The organism is Bacillus sp. FSL K6-2869, assembly GCF_040869405.1.
GTDB classification, from domain to species: Bacteria; Bacillota; Bacilli; order Bacillales; family Bacillaceae; genus Bacillus; species Bacillus altitudinis.
Genome location: NZ_CP152035.1, coordinates 2,493,826 through 2,510,575, shown reverse-complemented (window position 1 = coordinate 2,510,575; position 16,750 = coordinate 2,493,826). Strand labels below are relative to the sequence as shown.

18 protein-coding genes and 1 other annotated feature are annotated in these 16,750 nt (G+C 42.3%); of the genes, 13 read left to right on the top strand and 5 right to left on the bottom strand.

Features of this window, described 5'->3' with window-relative positions; all coding sequences use genetic code 11:
* Positions 1-12 precede the first annotated feature (12 nt).
* On the bottom strand, positions 13-1,278 hold the full coding sequence (locus MHI58_RS13020; protein ID WP_008342715.1) for a replication-associated recombination protein A: 1,266 nt from the start codon (positions 1,276-1,278) through the stop codon (positions 13-15).
* Positions 1,279-1,485: 207 nt separating this feature from the next.
* On the opposite strand from MHI58_RS13020, the gene MHI58_RS13015 reads away from it, so the two are divergent.
* The 8 genes from MHI58_RS13015 to MHI58_RS12980 all read left to right on the top strand — a co-directional run bounded on the left by MHI58_RS13015 (position 1,486) and on the right by MHI58_RS12980 (position 8,305).
* On the top strand, positions 1,486-1,905 hold the full coding sequence (locus MHI58_RS13015; protein ID WP_008342713.1) for an Rrf2 family transcriptional regulator: 420 nt from the start codon (positions 1,486-1,488) through the stop codon (positions 1,903-1,905).
* A gap of 18 nt (positions 1,906-1,923) precedes the next feature.
* Positions 1,924-3,066 carry a cysteine desulfurase family protein gene (locus MHI58_RS13010; RefSeq protein ID WP_041506813.1) on the top strand — a complete coding sequence of 381 codons (1,143 nt, stop codon included), beginning with the start codon at positions 1,924-1,926 and terminating at the stop codon, positions 3,064-3,066.
* 95 nt (positions 3,067-3,161) lie between these two features.
* Entirely contained in the window at positions 3,162-4,280 is a 1,119-nt protein-coding gene (gene mnmA, locus MHI58_RS13005) for a tRNA 2-thiouridine(34) synthase MnmA (protein ID WP_008342709.1), read from the top strand.
* A 61-nt stretch (positions 4,281-4,341) separates the two neighbouring features.
* Entirely contained in the window at positions 4,342-4,995 is a 654-nt protein-coding gene (locus MHI58_RS13000; RefSeq protein WP_045034108.1) for a tetratricopeptide repeat protein, read from the top strand.
* A gap of 19 nt (positions 4,996-5,014) precedes the next feature.
* Positions 5,015-7,399, top strand: a complete 2,385-nt coding sequence (locus MHI58_RS12995) for an ATP-dependent RecD-like DNA helicase (protein ID WP_045034107.1) — start codon at positions 5,015-5,017, stop codon at positions 7,397-7,399.
* A 90-nt stretch (positions 7,400-7,489) separates the two neighbouring features.
* Entirely contained in the window at positions 7,490-7,948 is a 459-nt protein-coding gene (locus MHI58_RS12990; protein WP_041506817.1) for a PRC-barrel domain-containing protein, read from the top strand.
* A 13-nt stretch (positions 7,949-7,961) separates the two neighbouring features.
* On the top strand, positions 7,962-8,153 hold the full coding sequence (locus tag MHI58_RS12985; RefSeq protein WP_003216308.1) for a hypothetical protein: 192 nt from the start codon (positions 7,962-7,964) through the stop codon (positions 8,151-8,153).
* 20 nt (positions 8,154-8,173) lie between these two features.
* Positions 8,174-8,305 carry a YrzQ family protein gene (locus MHI58_RS12980; RefSeq protein ID WP_008342695.1) on the top strand — a complete coding sequence of 44 codons (132 nt, stop codon included), beginning with the start codon at positions 8,174-8,176 and terminating at the stop codon, positions 8,303-8,305.
* A 38-nt stretch (positions 8,306-8,343) separates the two neighbouring features.
* Here the strand turns inward: MHI58_RS12980 and MHI58_RS12975 are convergent, their stop codons facing one another.
* From MHI58_RS12975 to MHI58_RS12960, 4 genes are all read right to left on the bottom strand, one after another.
* Positions 8,344-8,994, bottom strand: a complete 651-nt coding sequence (locus tag MHI58_RS12975; RefSeq protein WP_008342693.1) for an amino acid ABC transporter permease — start codon at positions 8,992-8,994, stop codon at positions 8,344-8,346.
* A 15-nt stretch (positions 8,995-9,009) separates the two neighbouring features.
* Positions 9,010-9,663, bottom strand: coding sequence for an amino acid ABC transporter permease (locus MHI58_RS12970; RefSeq protein ID WP_007501460.1), 654 nt, complete (start codon positions 9,661-9,663; stop codon positions 9,010-9,012).
* A gap of 80 nt (positions 9,664-9,743) precedes the next feature.
* On the bottom strand, positions 9,744-10,553 hold the full coding sequence (locus tag MHI58_RS12965) for a transporter substrate-binding domain-containing protein (protein ID WP_008342689.1): 810 nt from the start codon (positions 10,551-10,553) through the stop codon (positions 9,744-9,746).
* Positions 10,554-10,567: 14 nt separating this feature from the next.
* Positions 10,568-11,296: an amino acid ABC transporter ATP-binding protein gene (locus MHI58_RS12960; RefSeq protein WP_007501456.1), complete on the bottom strand. Its 729-nt coding sequence runs from the start codon at positions 11,294-11,296 to the stop codon at positions 10,568-10,570.
* 224 nt (positions 11,297-11,520) lie between these two features.
* Between MHI58_RS12960 and MHI58_RS12955 the strand changes: the two genes are divergently transcribed.
* The 5 genes from MHI58_RS12955 to MHI58_RS12935 all read left to right on the top strand — a co-directional run bounded on the left by MHI58_RS12955 (position 11,521) and on the right by MHI58_RS12935 (position 16,628).
* Positions 11,521-12,585: an AI-2E family transporter gene (locus MHI58_RS12955; protein WP_008342686.1), complete on the top strand. Its 1,065-nt coding sequence runs from the start codon at positions 11,521-11,523 to the stop codon at positions 12,583-12,585.
* A gap of 43 nt (positions 12,586-12,628) precedes the next feature.
* Positions 12,629-12,836: a binding site (T-box leader), on the top strand.
* Between the two features lie 79 nt (positions 12,837-12,915).
* Positions 12,916-15,552: an alanine--tRNA ligase gene (gene alaS, locus MHI58_RS12950; protein ID WP_039167093.1), complete on the top strand. Its 2,637-nt coding sequence runs from the start codon at positions 12,916-12,918 to the stop codon at positions 15,550-15,552.
* A gap of 89 nt (positions 15,553-15,641) precedes the next feature.
* Positions 15,642-15,908: an IreB family regulatory phosphoprotein gene (locus MHI58_RS12945; protein WP_024718370.1), complete on the top strand. Its 267-nt coding sequence runs from the start codon at positions 15,642-15,644 to the stop codon at positions 15,906-15,908.
* A 3-nt stretch (positions 15,909-15,911) separates the two neighbouring features.
* Complete coding sequence (gene ruvX, locus MHI58_RS12940) at positions 15,912-16,328, top strand: Holliday junction resolvase RuvX (RefSeq protein ID WP_003216519.1); 417 nt, start codon at positions 15,912-15,914, stop codon at positions 16,326-16,328.
* Positions 16,329-16,343: 15 nt separating this feature from the next.
* Positions 16,344-16,628: a DUF1292 domain-containing protein gene (locus tag MHI58_RS12935; RefSeq protein WP_017358102.1), complete on the top strand. Its 285-nt coding sequence runs from the start codon at positions 16,344-16,346 to the stop codon at positions 16,626-16,628.
* Positions 16,629-16,750 lie beyond the last annotated feature (122 nt).

The window sequence follows — 16,750 nt, the reverse complement described above, 5'->3', positions numbered from 1 at the left end:
AGGGGGCTGTTTTTATTTTTGCCGTCTTAAATTTTCATACACTTGCTTTAGTGCACCTTCAAATTTTCCAGTTTGCTTTGGTTCATAATATTGCTTGTTTTTCAGCGGGTCAGGTAAATATTGCTGCTTCACCCAGCCATTTTCATAATCGTGCGGATATAAGTAATCGGCGCCCCTTCCAAGTGCTGCTGCTCCTTTATAGTGGGCGTCTTTTAAATGAACGGGAACTTCACCAATTTTCCCCGTGCGAATATCATGCAGTGCCGCATCAATCGCTTGGTAAGCGGAGTTTGACTTTGGAGAAAGACACAGTTCAATCACGGCATTAGCGAGTGGAATTCGTGCTTCTGGAAAACCAACTCTCTCAGCTGTTTGAACAGCGCTTAACACACGTGGCCCTGCCTGCGGACTGGCTAGGCCAATATCTTCATAAGCCATCACAAGTAATCGTCTCGAAATGCTTTCGAGATCTCCCGCTTCAATCAGTCTTGCAAGGTAATGAAGCGCAGCATCTGCGTCAGATCCTCTAATGGATTTTTGAAAAGCCGAGAGGACATCATAATGGGCATCACCGTTTTTATCATGCGAGAAGCTCTTTTTTTGTAAACATTCTTCTGCTGCAGCTAGAGTGATCGTGATCTGTCCAGATTCATCCGCTTTTGTCGATAAGACGGCTAGTTCAAGCGCATTTAAAGCGGAACGCACATCTCCTCCGCATCCATTTGCAAAATGATTCATTGCCTCCTCATCAACTTTGACCGAATAACCGCCAAGCCCGCGATGTTCATCCTGTAAAGCTCGAGATAATGCAGCTTTAATTTGCTCTGTTTCCAGCGGCTTCAGCTCAAATATTTGTGTCCGGCTGCGGATGGCTGGGTTAATCGCATGATACGGATTAGCTGTTGTCGCGCCAATTAAAATGATCATGCCATTTTCTAAATACGGCAGAAGGAAATCCTGCTTCCCTTTATCGAGTCTGTGGACTTCGTCTAAAATCAAGATGACCTGACCACTCATTTTCGCTTCAGCGGCGACAGCTTCCATATCTTTTTTGTTATGAATCACCGCATTCAATGTACGGAAGGCAATGCTTGTACTGCCAGCAATTGCAGTTGCAATGGATGTTTTGCCGATTCCCGGCGGTCCGTATAAAATCATCGAGGACAAATGTTTTGCCTCGACCATTCGTCTAATAATTTGACCTTCCCCAACGAGATGCTCCTGCCCAATAATGTCTCCAATATGACTTGGGCGCATCCGATACGCTAAAGGTTTCATGATTATCTCTCCTAAAGCAATGTCTTGTTTGTATAGAGTACCGAAATTTCTTCAAATAGAAAAGGGATGCGTCCTCGTTTTGAGCTCAGAACCCGCAAATGAAAGTTGGCTAAAAGTATGATATAATTGCTTTTGGTCTATATAAGCGTATATGAAATCAGAAAAATAATTGATGACATAGAAATAGAAAACGCAGAGGTGTTTAACTTGAAAATTTCTACTAAAGGCAGATATGGTCTGACGATCATGATCGAATTAGCCAAAAAACATGGCGAAGGCCCTACATCATTAAAATCAATCGCTCAAAACAATGATTTGTCTGAGCATTATTTAGAGCAGCTTGTATCACCACTTCGCAATGCACGTCTTGTGAAAAGTATCCGCGGAGCGTATGGCGGCTATGTGCTTGCCCATGAGCCAAACGAGATTACAGCCGGTGATATTATTCGTGTATTAGAAGGACCTATTAGTCCTGTTGAAGTGATTGAAAACGAAGAACCAGCAAAGCGTGCACTTTGGATTCGTATTCGTGATGCAGTAAAAGACGTACTGGACAATACAACTCTTGAAGACTTGGCAAGCTATAAAGATGACGAGGATCAAGAGGCGTATATGTTCTATATTTAGATCAGAGGTGTACCGTAAATGGAACGTATCTATTTAGATCATGCAGCCACAACGCCGATGGATCAACGGATTGTGGACAAGATGATGCCTTACTTTACAGAGATATTTGGCAATCCCTCTAGTATTCATTCATATGGGCGCGAGGCAAGAAAGTGGCTCGATGAAGCAAGGGAAGTCATTGCAGGAGAATTACACTGTAAGCAGCAGGAGATCATCCTCACAAGCGGAGGAACAGAGGCAGACAACTTGGCCATTACAGGTGTGGCAATGGCAAGGCAGCATGAAGGAAAACATATCATCACAACAAAAACTGAGCATCATGCAGTGCTGCATACATGCGAACGCTTAGAGAATCTTGGTTTTGATGTGACGTATTTAGATGTGGATCACACTGGATTGATTCATCTTGATCAATTAAAACAAGCACTAAGAGACGATACAATTCTTGTGACTATCATGTACGGCAATAATGAAACGGGTGTGATTCAGCCAATTAAAGAAATTGGTCAACTTTTACACGAACACACTGCTTATTTTCATACAGACGCAGTACAGGCATTTGGGACAATATCAATTGATGTCACAGAACTTCATATCGACCTCTTATCTGCGTCCGGTCATAAACTAAATGGCCCGATGGGAACAGGCTTTTTATACGTGAATGAGCGTGTAAAACTTTCACCGCAGCTATTCGGAGGAGAACAAGAGAGAAAACGCCGTGCTGGTACTGAAAATGTGGCGGGAATCATTGGACTTGCAGAAGCAGTTCAATTAACAAAGCAAAATAGAAGAGAAAAAGCAGTGCATTATGGTAAGCTCAAAGAAGCGATGCTGCAAGTATTCGAAGAGGAATCACTCAATTTCTCTATCAATGGACATCCGAAAGAGACATTGCCGCATATTTTAAATGTCCACTTCCCGGGCGTTTCTATTGAATCGTTACTTGTGAACTTAGATATGGAAGGGATTGCTGTTTCGAGCGGGTCAGCATGTACGGCTGGATCTGTCCTTCCTTCGCACGTATTAAGCGCCATGTATGGTGAAGAAGCAAAAGAGCTGACATCCTCAGTCAGAATAAGCTTCGGTCTTGGAAATGAAGAGGAACATGTGAAGCAGGCGGCGCATAAGATAGCGGCTGTCGTGAAACGCCTAGCCAAATAAATGCTCCCCTTTTGTTCGTGTGTGAAAAATGAAACAGCTAGGCACCTGAAGAACGAAACGCGCACGTTGTTTCATTGAAATTGGAGTTGATGAAGATGACAAAAAGACCTGAAGACACAAGAGTTGTGGTCGGTATGTCCGGAGGCGTCGATTCATCAGTTGCTGCGCTCATGTTAAAGGAGCAAGGTTATGATGTGATCGGCATATTTATGAAAAACTGGGATGACACAGATGAAAATGGTGTATGTACAGCAACGGAGGACTATGAGGATGTCATTCGTGTTTGTAACCAGATTGGAATCCCATATTATGCAGTGAATTTCGAGAAACAGTATTGGGACAAAGTGTTTCAATATTTTCTTGATGAATATAAAGCAGGCAGAACGCCGAATCCAGATGTCATGTGTAATAAAGAAATTAAGTTCAAAGCATTTCTTGAGCATGCATTGTCGCTTGGAGCGGATTATTTGGCAACAGGCCACTATGCCCGTGTCGACAGAACAGGCGATGAAGTGAAAATGCTAAGAGGTCTTGATACAAACAAAGACCAAACTTATTTCTTGAATCAGCTGACTCAAGAACAACTTGATAAAGTGTTGTTCCCAATCGGCGATTTAGAGAAAAAAAGAGTGCGTGAATTAGCGAAAGAAGCAGAGCTCGCAACAGCAACGAAAAAAGATTCTACGGGCATCTGCTTTATTGGGGAAAGAAACTTTAAAACGTTCCTTAGCCAATATTTGCCTGCACAGCCCGGTGTGATGCAGACAATGGACGGAGAAGTAAAAGGTGAACATGATGGACTCATGTATTACACGATCGGTCAACGCCAAGGACTTGGCATTGGCGGAAGCGGTGATCCGTGGTTTGTTGTTGGGAAGGACTTAGAGAAGAATATCTTATTTGTTGAACAAGGCTTCCACAATCCGCTTTTATACTCTGAAAGTATTTCAGCTGTTAACATCAGCTGGACTCGTCCTCATATTGTCGGCGAAAACGGTGAACTCACATGTACAGCGAAGTTCCGATACCGTCAAGAAGACCATCATGTAAAAGTCAAAATGACAGGTGAGCAGGAAGCAATGGTGATCTTTGATGAACCCGTTCGTGCTGTTACTCCAGGACAAGCTGTTGTTTTTTATGACGGCGAAGAATGTCTTGGCGGCGGAACCATTGACGATGTCTTTAAAGATGGCCAAAAGCTGTCGTATGTGTAACATGTGTTAAAAACCTCAACGTCGCTGTTGAGGTTTTTTAATGAAAGGATGAAGAGAGCGAATGAATCATAACGAAATCGGTATTGAAGCTTTAAATCAAGGGAACATCGAACAGGCAGCTGAAGCTTTTACGAAAGCCATTGAAGAAAGCCCAAAGGACCCGGTTCCATATATCAACTTTGCGAATTTACTTTCAAGTGTTCATGAATTTGAACGTGCTTTGAACTTCTTTCAAAAAGCCATTGAACTTGATCATACAGCAGCTGCAGCCTATTACGGAGCAGGAAATGTTTACACGATGAAAGAAGACTTTATGAAAGCGAAAGACTATTTTGAGCAAGCGCTACAAGCTGGAATGGAAAACAGTGATTTGTTTTATATGTTAGGGCAGACACTGATGAAATTAGAGCAGCCTAAGCTTGCGATGCCTTATCTTCAGCGTGCAGTTGAGCTAAACGAAGAAGACAACGAAGCAAGATTTCAATTTGGCATGTGCTTAGCGAATGAACATCTGCTGGAGGAAGCGGTCGCAGTCTTTACTGAAGTGATTACGAGAGATTCGCAGCATGCAGACGCCTTTTATAATGCAGGCGTTGCGTATGCGTATTTAGAGAAAAAGGACGAAGCGCTTGAAATGTTAGGAAAAGCCATTGATGTGCAGCCTGATCATATGCTTGCATTGCATGCGCAAAAGCTGATTCAAGAGGCAGAATAACCGGAAGGAGGGAAGACCTGTGCAGGAACATCCAGATCAAATGAAGCTTGAAGATGAACCGTTTTTAAAAGGGACGGTTCAAGCCGTTATTTTCCATAACGAAAGTAATTTATACTCGGTGTTAAAAGTAAAAGTCATTGAAACATCAGAGAATTTAGAGGAAAAGACAGCATCTGTCACAGGGTACTTCCCAGCGCTTCATGAGGAGGAAACCTACACCTTCTATGGCAAGGTCACAAGTCATCCGAAGTTTGGCGAGCAGTTTCAAGCCACTCATTTTCAAAAGGAAGTCCCTACAACAAAGCAAGGCATCATTCATTATCTCTCTAGTGACTTGTTTGAAGGGATTGGAAAAAAGACGGCGGAAGAAATCGTCGGCAAGCTTGGCAATCAGACGCTTCATCAAATTATGCGTGATCCGTCTGTGTTGTATGACGTCCCTCGCCTGTCAAAAAAGAAGGCAGATAAGCTGGCTGCCGCACTTCAGGAGCATCAGGGGCTTGAGCAAATCATGATTAGCCTGAATCAATATGGTTTTGGTCCTCAGCTTAGCATGAAGATTTACCAAGTGTACGAGAGTGAAACGTTGCAGAAAATTGAAGAAAACCCTTATCAGCTCGTCAAAGACGTAGAGGGGATTGGCTTTATTAAAGCAGATGAACTCGGCGCTAGAACAGGGATATCTGGAAATGATCCAGACCGCATTCGTGCAGCCCTTTTGTATACCGTTGAGACAGCAAGCCTGCAGGACGGTCATACATACATACAAACGAAAGATCTGATTGTCGAGACCCGTAAACTACTGAATCAAACAGGCAATGACTACAAAGTGACTGAAATGGACGTTGCCAATCAGATCATTGCACTTGGTGAAGGGAAAGACATGATTATTGAAGATGAGCGCTGTTATCATCCGTCGCTCTTTTATGCGGAGCAAAGTGTGGCAAAACGCATTCAAAAAATTGTCGCTCAAACGGAATATGCAGATCAATTTCCTGAATCAGAATTTCTGCTTGCACTCGGTGAACTGGAGGAACGGCTTGGTGTCCAGTATGCACCAACCCAAAAAGAAGCCATTCAAAAGGCACTCATGTCTCCAATGCTGCTTTTAACAGGCGGACCGGGTACAGGGAAAACGACGGTCATTAAAGGGATTGTCGAGCTTTACAGCGATCTTCACGGCGTATCTCTTGACCCGGGTGATTATAAAAAAGATGAAGCATTTCCGTTCGTGCTTGCCGCACCAACTGGACGTGCTGCGAAACGAATGACAGAATCCACTGGACTTCCTGCTGTGACCATTCACCGGCTGCTAGGCTGGAATGGATCAGAAGGCTTCTCACATGATGAAGACCAGCCGATTGAAGGGAAGCTTGTCATCATTGATGAATCGAGTATGCTGGATATTTGGCTTGCGAACCATTTGTTTAAGGCGATCCCAGATCATATTCAAGTCATTATGGTTGGAGACGAACATCAACTTCCATCTGTCGGACCTGGTCAAGTGTTAAGAGACCTGCTTGCGTCACAAGCTGTACCGGCAGTTACACTAACTGATATTTACCGGCAGGCAGACGGTTCAACAATTGTTGAGCTTGCGCATGATATGAAAAATGGTGTATTGCCAAAGGATATTACTGCACGCTCGAAGGATCGATCCTTTATTCAATGCTCTAGTGACCAAATGAAAGAAGTTATCGAGAAAGTGGTCAGCAATGCTGCGCAAAAGGGGTATTCAGCAAAGGACATTCAAGTGCTTGCCCCGATGTATAAAGGAAAAGCAGGCATTAATGAACTGAATAAAATGCTTCAGCAAATTTTGAATCCTAAAAAGCCAAAAGGAAGAGAAATTCCTTTTGGTGATGTCGTCTACCGGACAGGTGATAAGGTACTTCAGCTTGTCAATCAGCCGGAGAATAACATTTTTAATGGAGATATTGGCGAAATTGTCTCGATCTTTTATGCGAAAGAAAACACGGAAAAAGAAGATATGGCGGTCATCTCCTTTGATGGAAACGAAATCACGTTTACGAAAAAAGATTTTCATCAATTTACACACGCTTATTGTTGCTCGATTCATAAATCCCAGGGCAGTGAATTCCCAATCGTGGTGCTGCCAGTCGTGAGAAGTTATTATCGAATGCTTCGAAGAAATTTGCTCTACACGGCCATTACACGAAGTAAAAAGTTTTTAATTTTGTGCGGTGAGGAATCAGCATTAGAGTGGGGCGTGAAAAATAATGAAGACTCCCTCAGACAAACGTCTTTAACCATGCGTCTTACTGAAACGGAAGAAATCATGGACGCTGAGCTAGCAGCTCTCCAAAAAGAACTTCCTTTCAGCGTACATGATGCCAATATTGGCATGGAGGGAATCACCCCGTTTGATTTTATGCAAGAGTAAATGGCTTCCTTCATGGAAGCCATTTCTTCGTATGAGTCATAGAGGAAACGCACACGATAAGACTGTTCCGAAAAGGTGGTTGATCACATTTTGAGAACATGTCGAGAGCTTGAAGGACTGACGATCTATACAGACGAGCTGTCTCATTCACTTGGGGCGATCAAAGATATTTGCTTTTTAGCCGGCGGCAGCTGCGGGGGATATGTTTTAGATGGGAAAAAGAAAGACTGTGCTTTCATTCCATTCTCAGCTGGCGACAAACTGACAGACAAAGGTCTATATGTGAGCTGCCAGAAGGGCATCGAGATAGATACCTCCGCCCCATCCTTCTTCTTTTCGAAATTAAAAAAGAAAATGATCCGTACGCCAGATGGTGAAACATTAGGTGTTTTGGAAGATGTATACTTTTGTACAAATTCGGGCACAATCGTAGCATATGAACTCTCGGACGGCTTCTTTACAGAGCTATCAGGGATTCGAAAGCAGCTGCATGCTGCCGGAACCTTGATGGATGTTCAAAAGGAAGCACTTGTTCTAAACCGAACGTAAAGAGGTGCTCAATATGCTCATTTGCCCAAATTGCAAATGTAAAGACATCGGAAAAATTGGGGTCAATCAATATTATTGCTGGGGCTGTTTTATTGAATTGACACTGTCAAAAGGCAAAATATCTACTCACCAAGTGGAGGAAGACGGTACACTAAGCAGTTTAGACGACCTGTTTAGTGACGATGAACGTTCAATTCAACTATAAGTGTTAAGGGGGAATTTCGAATGGGCAAAATGACTTCTTCACTATTAACGCTTGGTGCAGGTGCACTCGCATATCACTTTGCAAGTCGATATGATATGCCATCTAAGCGGGATATGAAAAAGATGAGAAAACGAGTTATGCGAATGCTTTAAACAAAAAGGGACATCCACCATGAGCGGATGTCCTTTTTTTATGCCTGCCTGTACTCTAATCTCCGTGCAAGTATAGACAAGCTGAAGTTCACAACAAAATACATCATGGCCGCCAAGAGGAAAATAGGAAGTAAATAAGATTGGCTTTGACCATTTAAAATCTGCGCGTGATGCAATAGTTCTGGAAGGGCAATCACAACGGCAAGCGATGTATCTTTTAAAAGAGAAATAAATTGGCTGACAATCGGCGGTACCATTCGGCGTAACGCCTGTGGCATGATAATCATTTTTAACGTTTGAATATACGTTAAGCCAGAGGACCTGGCAGCTTCGATTTGTCCCTTATCAATTGATTTTAACCCACTGCGAATGATTTCTGACAGCATGGCGGATTCAAACACGGTTAAAGCCGCAATGGCAGAGGCGGTGATGCTCAGCTTAATACCGATTTCAGGCAGGGCGAAATACGTAAAAAAGATGATCAGCAAAAGCGGCAGGTTCCGGACGGTTTCAACAATGACCGCAAGCACCTTTGATAAAATAGGGATTTGTGCGAACCTCAATGTGCCAACGACTAATCCGATGATAAAGCTTAAAATGATGGAGATAAAAGCCACTTTTAAGGTGACAGCAAATCCTTCAAGTAAAAAGGCGAGATGATCGGGCTGGTAGGCACCTATAAAATCCATTGTGTTTCCTCCTTTCTAGTGGCTTCGGGCTAATCTTTTTTCTAAATAACCAACGCCTAGACTAAGCGGAATGGTCAATAAAAGATAGAACATGGCAACAAAGATGTATACATCAAATGTCACAAACGTTCTCGAAGCGATAAGGTCTCCTTGGTACATCAGATCAAACCCTGCAATGACACCTAAAATAGACGAGTTTTTCACAAGATTGATAAATTGATTCCCAAGTGGGGGAATGACAATTTTGATTGCCTGCGGCAGAATAATATATCGCATCGTTCCGCCATATGACAGACCAGAAGCTCTAGCTGCTTCCATTTGTCCAAGCGGTACAGCTTGTATACCTGCACGAATGGCTTCAGCGATAAAAGCAGACGTATAAATGGAGAGGGCAATGGTTCCTGCTGTAAAGCCATCTGCCACAATGCCAAGTACCGGTAAACCAAAGAAGAACACAAAGGTGATCAATAATAACGGAATATTCCGAATAAATTCCACGTAAGCCGTCCCTAACCAGTTGAGCGGCCTTAGTGGCGCAATTCTCATAATGGCAATGAGTGTACCGATGAAAAAGCTTCCAATCAACGCAATGACACTTGCACCAATCGTATATTTAAACCCTTCTAAATAAAGATGGAAGTTCTCAGTTAAAATGGAAAACCGCAGCAATCAGTTCACTTCCTTCCTAATCAACAGAGGAGCCGGCAAGCGGCTCTCCTGAGGGTATTGAGGTTGATCGAGTCAATTGATTATTCTTTGATCCATTTTTTATGAATTTTGTCATACTCTCCATTATCTTTTAATGCCTTTAACGCTTTATTAATGGCTTCTGTTAATTCTTCATCGCCTTTTTTCACAGCAATGCCATATGGTTCATCGGTAAATGTTCCGCCAACGACTTCATAATTTGAATCTTCGTCTGCCATGCCAAATAAAATCGCATTATCAGTTGTCAGAACTTGCCCTTGATTTGATTTTAAGGCTGTAAAGGCTTCTTGATAATTTTCAAACTCCAAAACGGATGCTTCTGGTGCTTTTTCGCGAATGTTTTGAGAAGAAGTCGACCCTTTCACTGCAAGCACCTTCGTACCTTTTTTAAGATCATCAATCGATTGAATGTCGCTGCCTTTTTTCACAAGCAGTGATTGTCCTGCTTCAAAGTATACGTCTGAGAAATTGACCTCTTTTTTACGCTCTTCTGTGATCGTCATTGTGGCAACAATGGCATGAATATCTCCTTTTTGCAGTAAAGGAATCCTTGTTTTAGATGTCACTTCTTTAAATTCTGCTTTTCCTTCATCACCGAGCATTTCTTTAGTGATCGCTTTTGCGATATCAATATCAAACCCTTCGATATCCCCACTGCTAGGATTTTTTAGACCGAATAAACGAGTATCGTTTTTCACACCAAAAACGATTTTTTTGTCTTTCTTAATGGCTTCTAATGAGCTGCCTTGTTTTGCATCGGTTGAGCCTTTCTCGGCAGAGCCGCAAGCAGCGAGAGCGATCATACAGCACGTCATCAACAGTAATAGGCCAAAGCGTTTCATTTTTTTCATCAAATTTATACCTCCTAGTGATTTAAAATACGGCTTAAAAAGAGCTGAGCGCGTTTCTCGCGCGGTTTTTCATAAAAGGCAGCTGGTGTTGATTCTTCAAGGATTCTTCCTTCATCAATAAACACAATGCGGTCTGCGACTTCACGGGCAAATCCCATCTCGTGCGTGACAACGACCATTGTCATCCCTTCCCTAGCCAGCTGTTTCATCACATCTAGCACCTCACCGATCATCTCTGGATCAAGAGCTGATGTTGGTTCATCGAAAAGCATGACCTCAGGTTTCATTGCAAGTCCCCTTGCGATTGCCACACGCTGCTGCTGTCCTCCTGAGAGTCTAGAAGGGTAGGTGTCTGCTTTTTCAGGAATGCCAACTTTATTTAAATAAAATTCAGCTGTTTCCTTTGCTTCTTCTTTGCTCACTTTTTTAACCTTCATAGGCGCAAGCATAATGTTTTCAAGCACCGTCTTATGCGGATAAAGATGAAAGTGCTGAAACACCATCCCGATATTTTGCCTGATGAGATTGATGTTGGTTTTCGGATGCTGAACAGACACTTGATTGACAAGGACTTTTCCTTCATCAATGCTTTCAAGACGATTGATACACCTGAGCATCGTGCTTTTTCCAGATCCCGAAGGACCGATGATCACAACAACCTCACCTTTTTGAATATGTAGGTTAATGTCCTTAAGTACATGGAACTGCCCGTAATGCTTGTTGACTTCTTCGAATGTGATCATGAAGAACCTCCTCTTCTAATGATTGAGCTAAAGTGGATTCTAGCATAAATGAGGCAAAAATAAGAAAATAATGGAATATTTTCTAACGAGATTTTACAGCAAACAGTGACTTTGGATGGAGCTGTATGTTTCATGTGTATTCATTTTTAACAAAGTTAGGACAAATTTTATTTACATGGATAATTGCAGAAGTTGGTTAAACAATAAGAAGAGAGGTGAAAAAGGTGAAGAAACGTCCGATCGAGTTTCTAATATATGCTGCAGGTGTACTGCTTGTCCTTGCGTCTTTACTCATTTTGGTTCAGCTCGACGAGTTATGGATGCCTATTTTTTTATTGCTCAAAGCGGTTTTGATCCCGCTTCTTATCGCTATTTTTATTTCTTATCTTCTTTATCCAATTGTTGAAAGACTACATAAGCGAGGTTTGCCAAGGACGGTCAGTCTCTTATTGATTTATGTGCTGTTTTTTGGCGGCATTGGTTTGGCTGTGTATAAAGGGGCACCTGTTTTAATCGCTCAGTTAAATGAATTGTCTGAGCAAATTCCCATGCTTGCCGAAACGTATAATGGTGCTTTATCACATGTTCATCGTCATACAAGCCACTGGCCTGATGGACTACATGAACGGCTGGATCGTTTTATTGTCCAATCTGAGACGTATGCCGCAAATGGGGCAGAGCGGATGATTCTTAGCTGTAAAGTACTGCTTGATTACGCCTTAGTTGCTGCACTCATCCCTTTTCTTGTCTTTTATATGGTGAAAGATATGAACACGATGAAGCGGGCAGCATGGTATTTAACCCCGCCAAGCTTCCGAAAAAGGGGACATGCCTTTGTGAAAGCAGTGGATGACTCACTTGGGGATTATATTAGAGGGCAATTGCTTGTCTGTTCTTTAATTGGAGGTGCTGCCGCCATTGTTCTTTGGCTGTTTCATATTCCATATCCGCTTGTACTAGGTATGTTAATTGGCGCAACGAATGTCATTCCGTATTTTGGCCCGGTTATTGGAGCGATTCCAGCTGTCTTTATCGCTTTTACCATCTCAGTGAAGTCAGTGATCATTGTGCTGATTACAGTAGCCGTGCTTCAATTTTTAGAAAGCAATGTACTAAGTCCGATCATTGTCGGGAGAAGCCTGCATATGCATCCTGTCGTGATCATGCTGGTGTTACTCGCTGGAGGGGAGCTGTTTGGCTTGATTGGAATGATTTTAGCTGTGCCGTCCGCAGCCATTATCAGGGTCATCATTGTGCAATATATTCACATGAGACGAAGCGTTCATTGACAAGACGAGCCGAGTTGTCTATAATAATTTCGATTCATACATATTGAATTCAATGACGGACCCGAGTACGTTAAAAAGCTGTTGCAGAGAGAGGCTTTGTTTGCTGAGAAAAGCCTTATCAGACCTTTAACGGAAGCTAGTCCCGAGTGCAGATAAACACTGCCGCTCTCTTCCGGCGTTATCGGATGTGAAGGTGATAGACGCATATGTCTATAATCAGGGTGGTACCGCGAGAGCATCTCGTCCCTGTGTAAGTAGTTTTTTGCTTGCATAGGGCGGGATGTTTTTTCGTTTGTGTGAAGATTGAGAATAAAAAAGGGAGGATTTATGATGAAAACTTTAACTTCAGCTCAAGTACGTCAAATGTTTTTAGATTTTTTTAAAGAAAAAGGACATGCTGTTGAACCGAGTGCGTCCCTCGTACCGCATGACGATCCAACACTTTTATGGATTAACAGCGGGGTGGCAACATTAAAGAAATACTTCGATGGCCGCGTCGTGCCTGAGAATCCGCGTATTTGCAACGCACAAAAATCAATTCGTACAAATGACATTGAAAATGTAGGGAAAACAGCACGCCATCATACGTTTTTTGAAATGCTGGGCAACTTCTCTATTGGAGACTATTTCAAAGAAGAGGCAATCGAATGGGCTTGGGAATTCCTCACAAGTGACGAGTGGATTGGCTTTGATCCGAATCTGTTATCTGTAACGGTACATCCAGAGGATGAAGAAGCGTATGTTCTTTGGAGAGATAAAATTGGTGTCCCTGAGGAACGAATTATTCGTCTAGAGGGCAACTTCTGGGATATTGGTGAGGGGCCAAGTGGTCCGAATACAGAAATTTTCTATGATCGCGGCGAAGCATATGGCAACGACATGAACGACCCTGAATTATATCCAGGCGGAGAAAATGAACGTTATCTAGAAGTATGGAATCTTGTTTTTTCTGAATTTAACCATAATCCAGATGGTACATACACACCGCTTCCGAAGAAAAACATTGATACAGGAATGGGTCTTGAGCGTATGGTCTCTGTGATTCAAAACGTACCGACGAACTTTGATACAGACCTGTTCATGCCGATTATTCGTGCAGTAGAAACGATTTCTGGAGAAAGCTATGGGGAGTCAAAAGAAAAAGACACAGCATTTAAAGTCATTGCTGACCACATTCGTACTGTTGCCTTTGCCGTCAGTGACGGAGCGCTTCCTTCTAATGAAGGCCGAGGTTATGTGTTAAGACGTTTGCTGCGCCGTGCTGTGCGTTATGCAAAAACGATCCATATCCACCGTCCATTTATGTATGACCTAGTTCCAGTTGTTGCGGAGATCATGAAGGATTTCTATCCAGATGTTCAAGCAAAAGAAGAATTTATTGCAAAAGTGATCAAAAATGAAGAAGAGCGTTTCCATGAGACACTGAATGAAGGGTTAGCCATTTTATCAGAAGTGATCAAAAAAGAACGAGACAATGGCAGCTCACAAATTTCCGGTAAAGATGTGTTTAAGCTTTATGACACATATGGATTTCCGGTCGAACTTACAGAAGAATATGCAGAAGATGAGAACATGACAGTCGATCGTGAAGGCTTCCAGCTAGAAATGGAGAAGCAGCGTGAACGTGCAAGAAATGCCAGACAAGATGTAGGTAGTATGCAGGTTCAAGGCGGGGCTTTAGGCGATATTAAAGCAGAAAGTACGTTTGTTGGCTACGAAAATTTAACTGCAGATGCTCGCATTATCGAATTGCTTCAAAACGGTGAAATTGTCACAGAAGCTCACGAAGGGGAAACGGTGCAAATTTTATTAGATGAAACACCTTTCTATGCGGAAAGCGGCGGACAAGTGGCGGATAAAGGAACGTTAAAAAGTGCCGAAGCGATCATTGATATCAAAGATGTGAAAAAGGCGCCAAACGGCCAGCATGTCCACGAAGGAGTCGTCGTAAGTGGTACGGTTCAAAAAGGCATTGAAGTCACTGCAGAAGTCGAATCAGCGCTTCGAAAAGGCATTGTGAAAAATCACACAGCGACACATCTTTTGCACCAAGCGCTAAAAGATGTATTGGGTAGCCACGTTAACCAAGCGGGTTCACTTGTGAATGAAAACAGACTTCGCTTTGACTTTTCTCACTTTGGACAAGTAACAAAAGAAGAATTGTCACAAATTGAAAAAATCGTCAACGAAAAGATTTGGGAAGGCATTTCGGTTGCCATTGACCTGAAACCAATTGCTGAAGCAAAAGAAATGGGCGCAATGGCGCTGTTTGGCGAGAAGTATGGCGATATTGTCCGTGTGGTGCAAGTGGGTGATTACAGCATCGAGTTATGCGGAGGCTGTCACGTTCAAAACACTGCAGAGATCGGATTGTTTAAAATTGCATCTGAATCGGGTATTGGTGCTGGAACACGCCGTATTGAGGCTGTAACAGGTAAAGGTGCTTATGAAGAATTAAATGATCAGCTTGCGATTTTAGAAAAGGCAGCTAATGAACTGAAATCAAATACAAAAGATGTACCAAAACGCATCGCTTCCTTGCAGGCTGATTTAAAAGAAGTTCAAAGAGAAAACGAATCACTTCTTGCGAAATTAAGTCAAGCAGAAGCTGGCTCTATTTTAGAAAAAGTCATCGAAGTTGGCGGAGTGAACGTGTTAACTGAAAAAGTAAACGCCAAAGACATGAACCATTTAAGAACGATGGTTGATGACTTAAAAGCGAAATTAGGTTCAGCTGTCATCGTACTTGGTGCCGTTCAAAATGGAAAAGTCAACATTTCAGCTGGTGTGACAAAAGACGTCATTGAAAAAGGTCTTCATGCAGGAAAACTTGTGAAGCAGGCAGCTGAAATTTGCGGCGGAGGCGGAGGCGGACGCCCAGATATGGCACAAGCAGGTGGGAAACAGCCAGAAAAGCTTGAAGAAGCACTGGCAACTGTCGAAGAATCTGTCAAATCCGTTTTATAATCAGTCAATGTAGTGTAGAATAATGGTATTAGATGAGCGGTTAGAAAAAAGCTTGCTAGTAGAATGTTGGAAGAGAGGTGCAAGAAGCAGTGAGTTCATTTGATAAGACAATGAAGTTTAACTTCTCTGATGATTCAGCTGAAACCAATGTGAATGAAGTACTCATAACAGTTTATGACGCACTCCAAGAAAAAGGATACAACCCGATCAATCAAATTGTCGGATACTTGCTGTCAGGCGACCCTGCTTATATTCCAAGACATCAGGATGCACGCAACCTAATTCGTAAACTAGAACGAGACGAATTAATTGAGGAATTGGTTAAATCGTACTTAGAGACACATAAAGAGGCGTAAAACATGAGAATTTTAGGCTTAGATTTAGGCACGAAAACCCTTGGTGTGGCAATCAGTGATGAAATGGGATGGACAGCTCAAGGGATTGAAACCATTAAAATTGATGAAGCAGGCGGAGACTTTGGTCTCAGCCGCCTGTCTGAGATCGTCTCGCAATATGGAACGGATAAAATTGTCCTTGGTTTTCCAAAAAATATGAACGGTACGGTCGGTCCAAGAGGCGAGGCCAGCCAATCATTTGCGAAAGTGTTAGAAAACACGTACAATGTTCCTGTTGTGCTTTGGGACGAGCGTCTGTCAACGATGGCAGCAGAAAAAATGCTCATCTCTGCAGATGTGAGCAGACAAAAGCGTAAAAAAGTCATTGATAAAATGGCGGCTGTTATGATACTTCAAGGGTATTTAGACAGCTTAAATTAAAATGAGGTGAATCAAATGGAACACGGAGAAAAGCAAATTACAATCGTTGATGATAATGGAAATGAACAGCTTTGCGAAGTATTATTTACTTTTGAAAGCGACCATTTTAACAAATCATATGTTCTTTACTACCCAATTTCTGAACAAGATAACGAAGAAATTGAAATTCATGCATCAAGCTTCACACCAAATGAAGACGGTGAAGATGGCGAATTAGAGCCAATTGAAACGGATGAAGAGTGGGACATGATTGAAGAAACGTTAAATACGTTCTTAGATCAAGAAGACGAAGAAGAATAGAACGAATAAAAGGCCTGTGAACATGATCTCTGTGATCTTTCTTCACAGGTCTTTTTTTACATTCTATATGTAAACTATTATTGAAATTTAGTTGACATATATCACTCGACCTTTTACGCTAT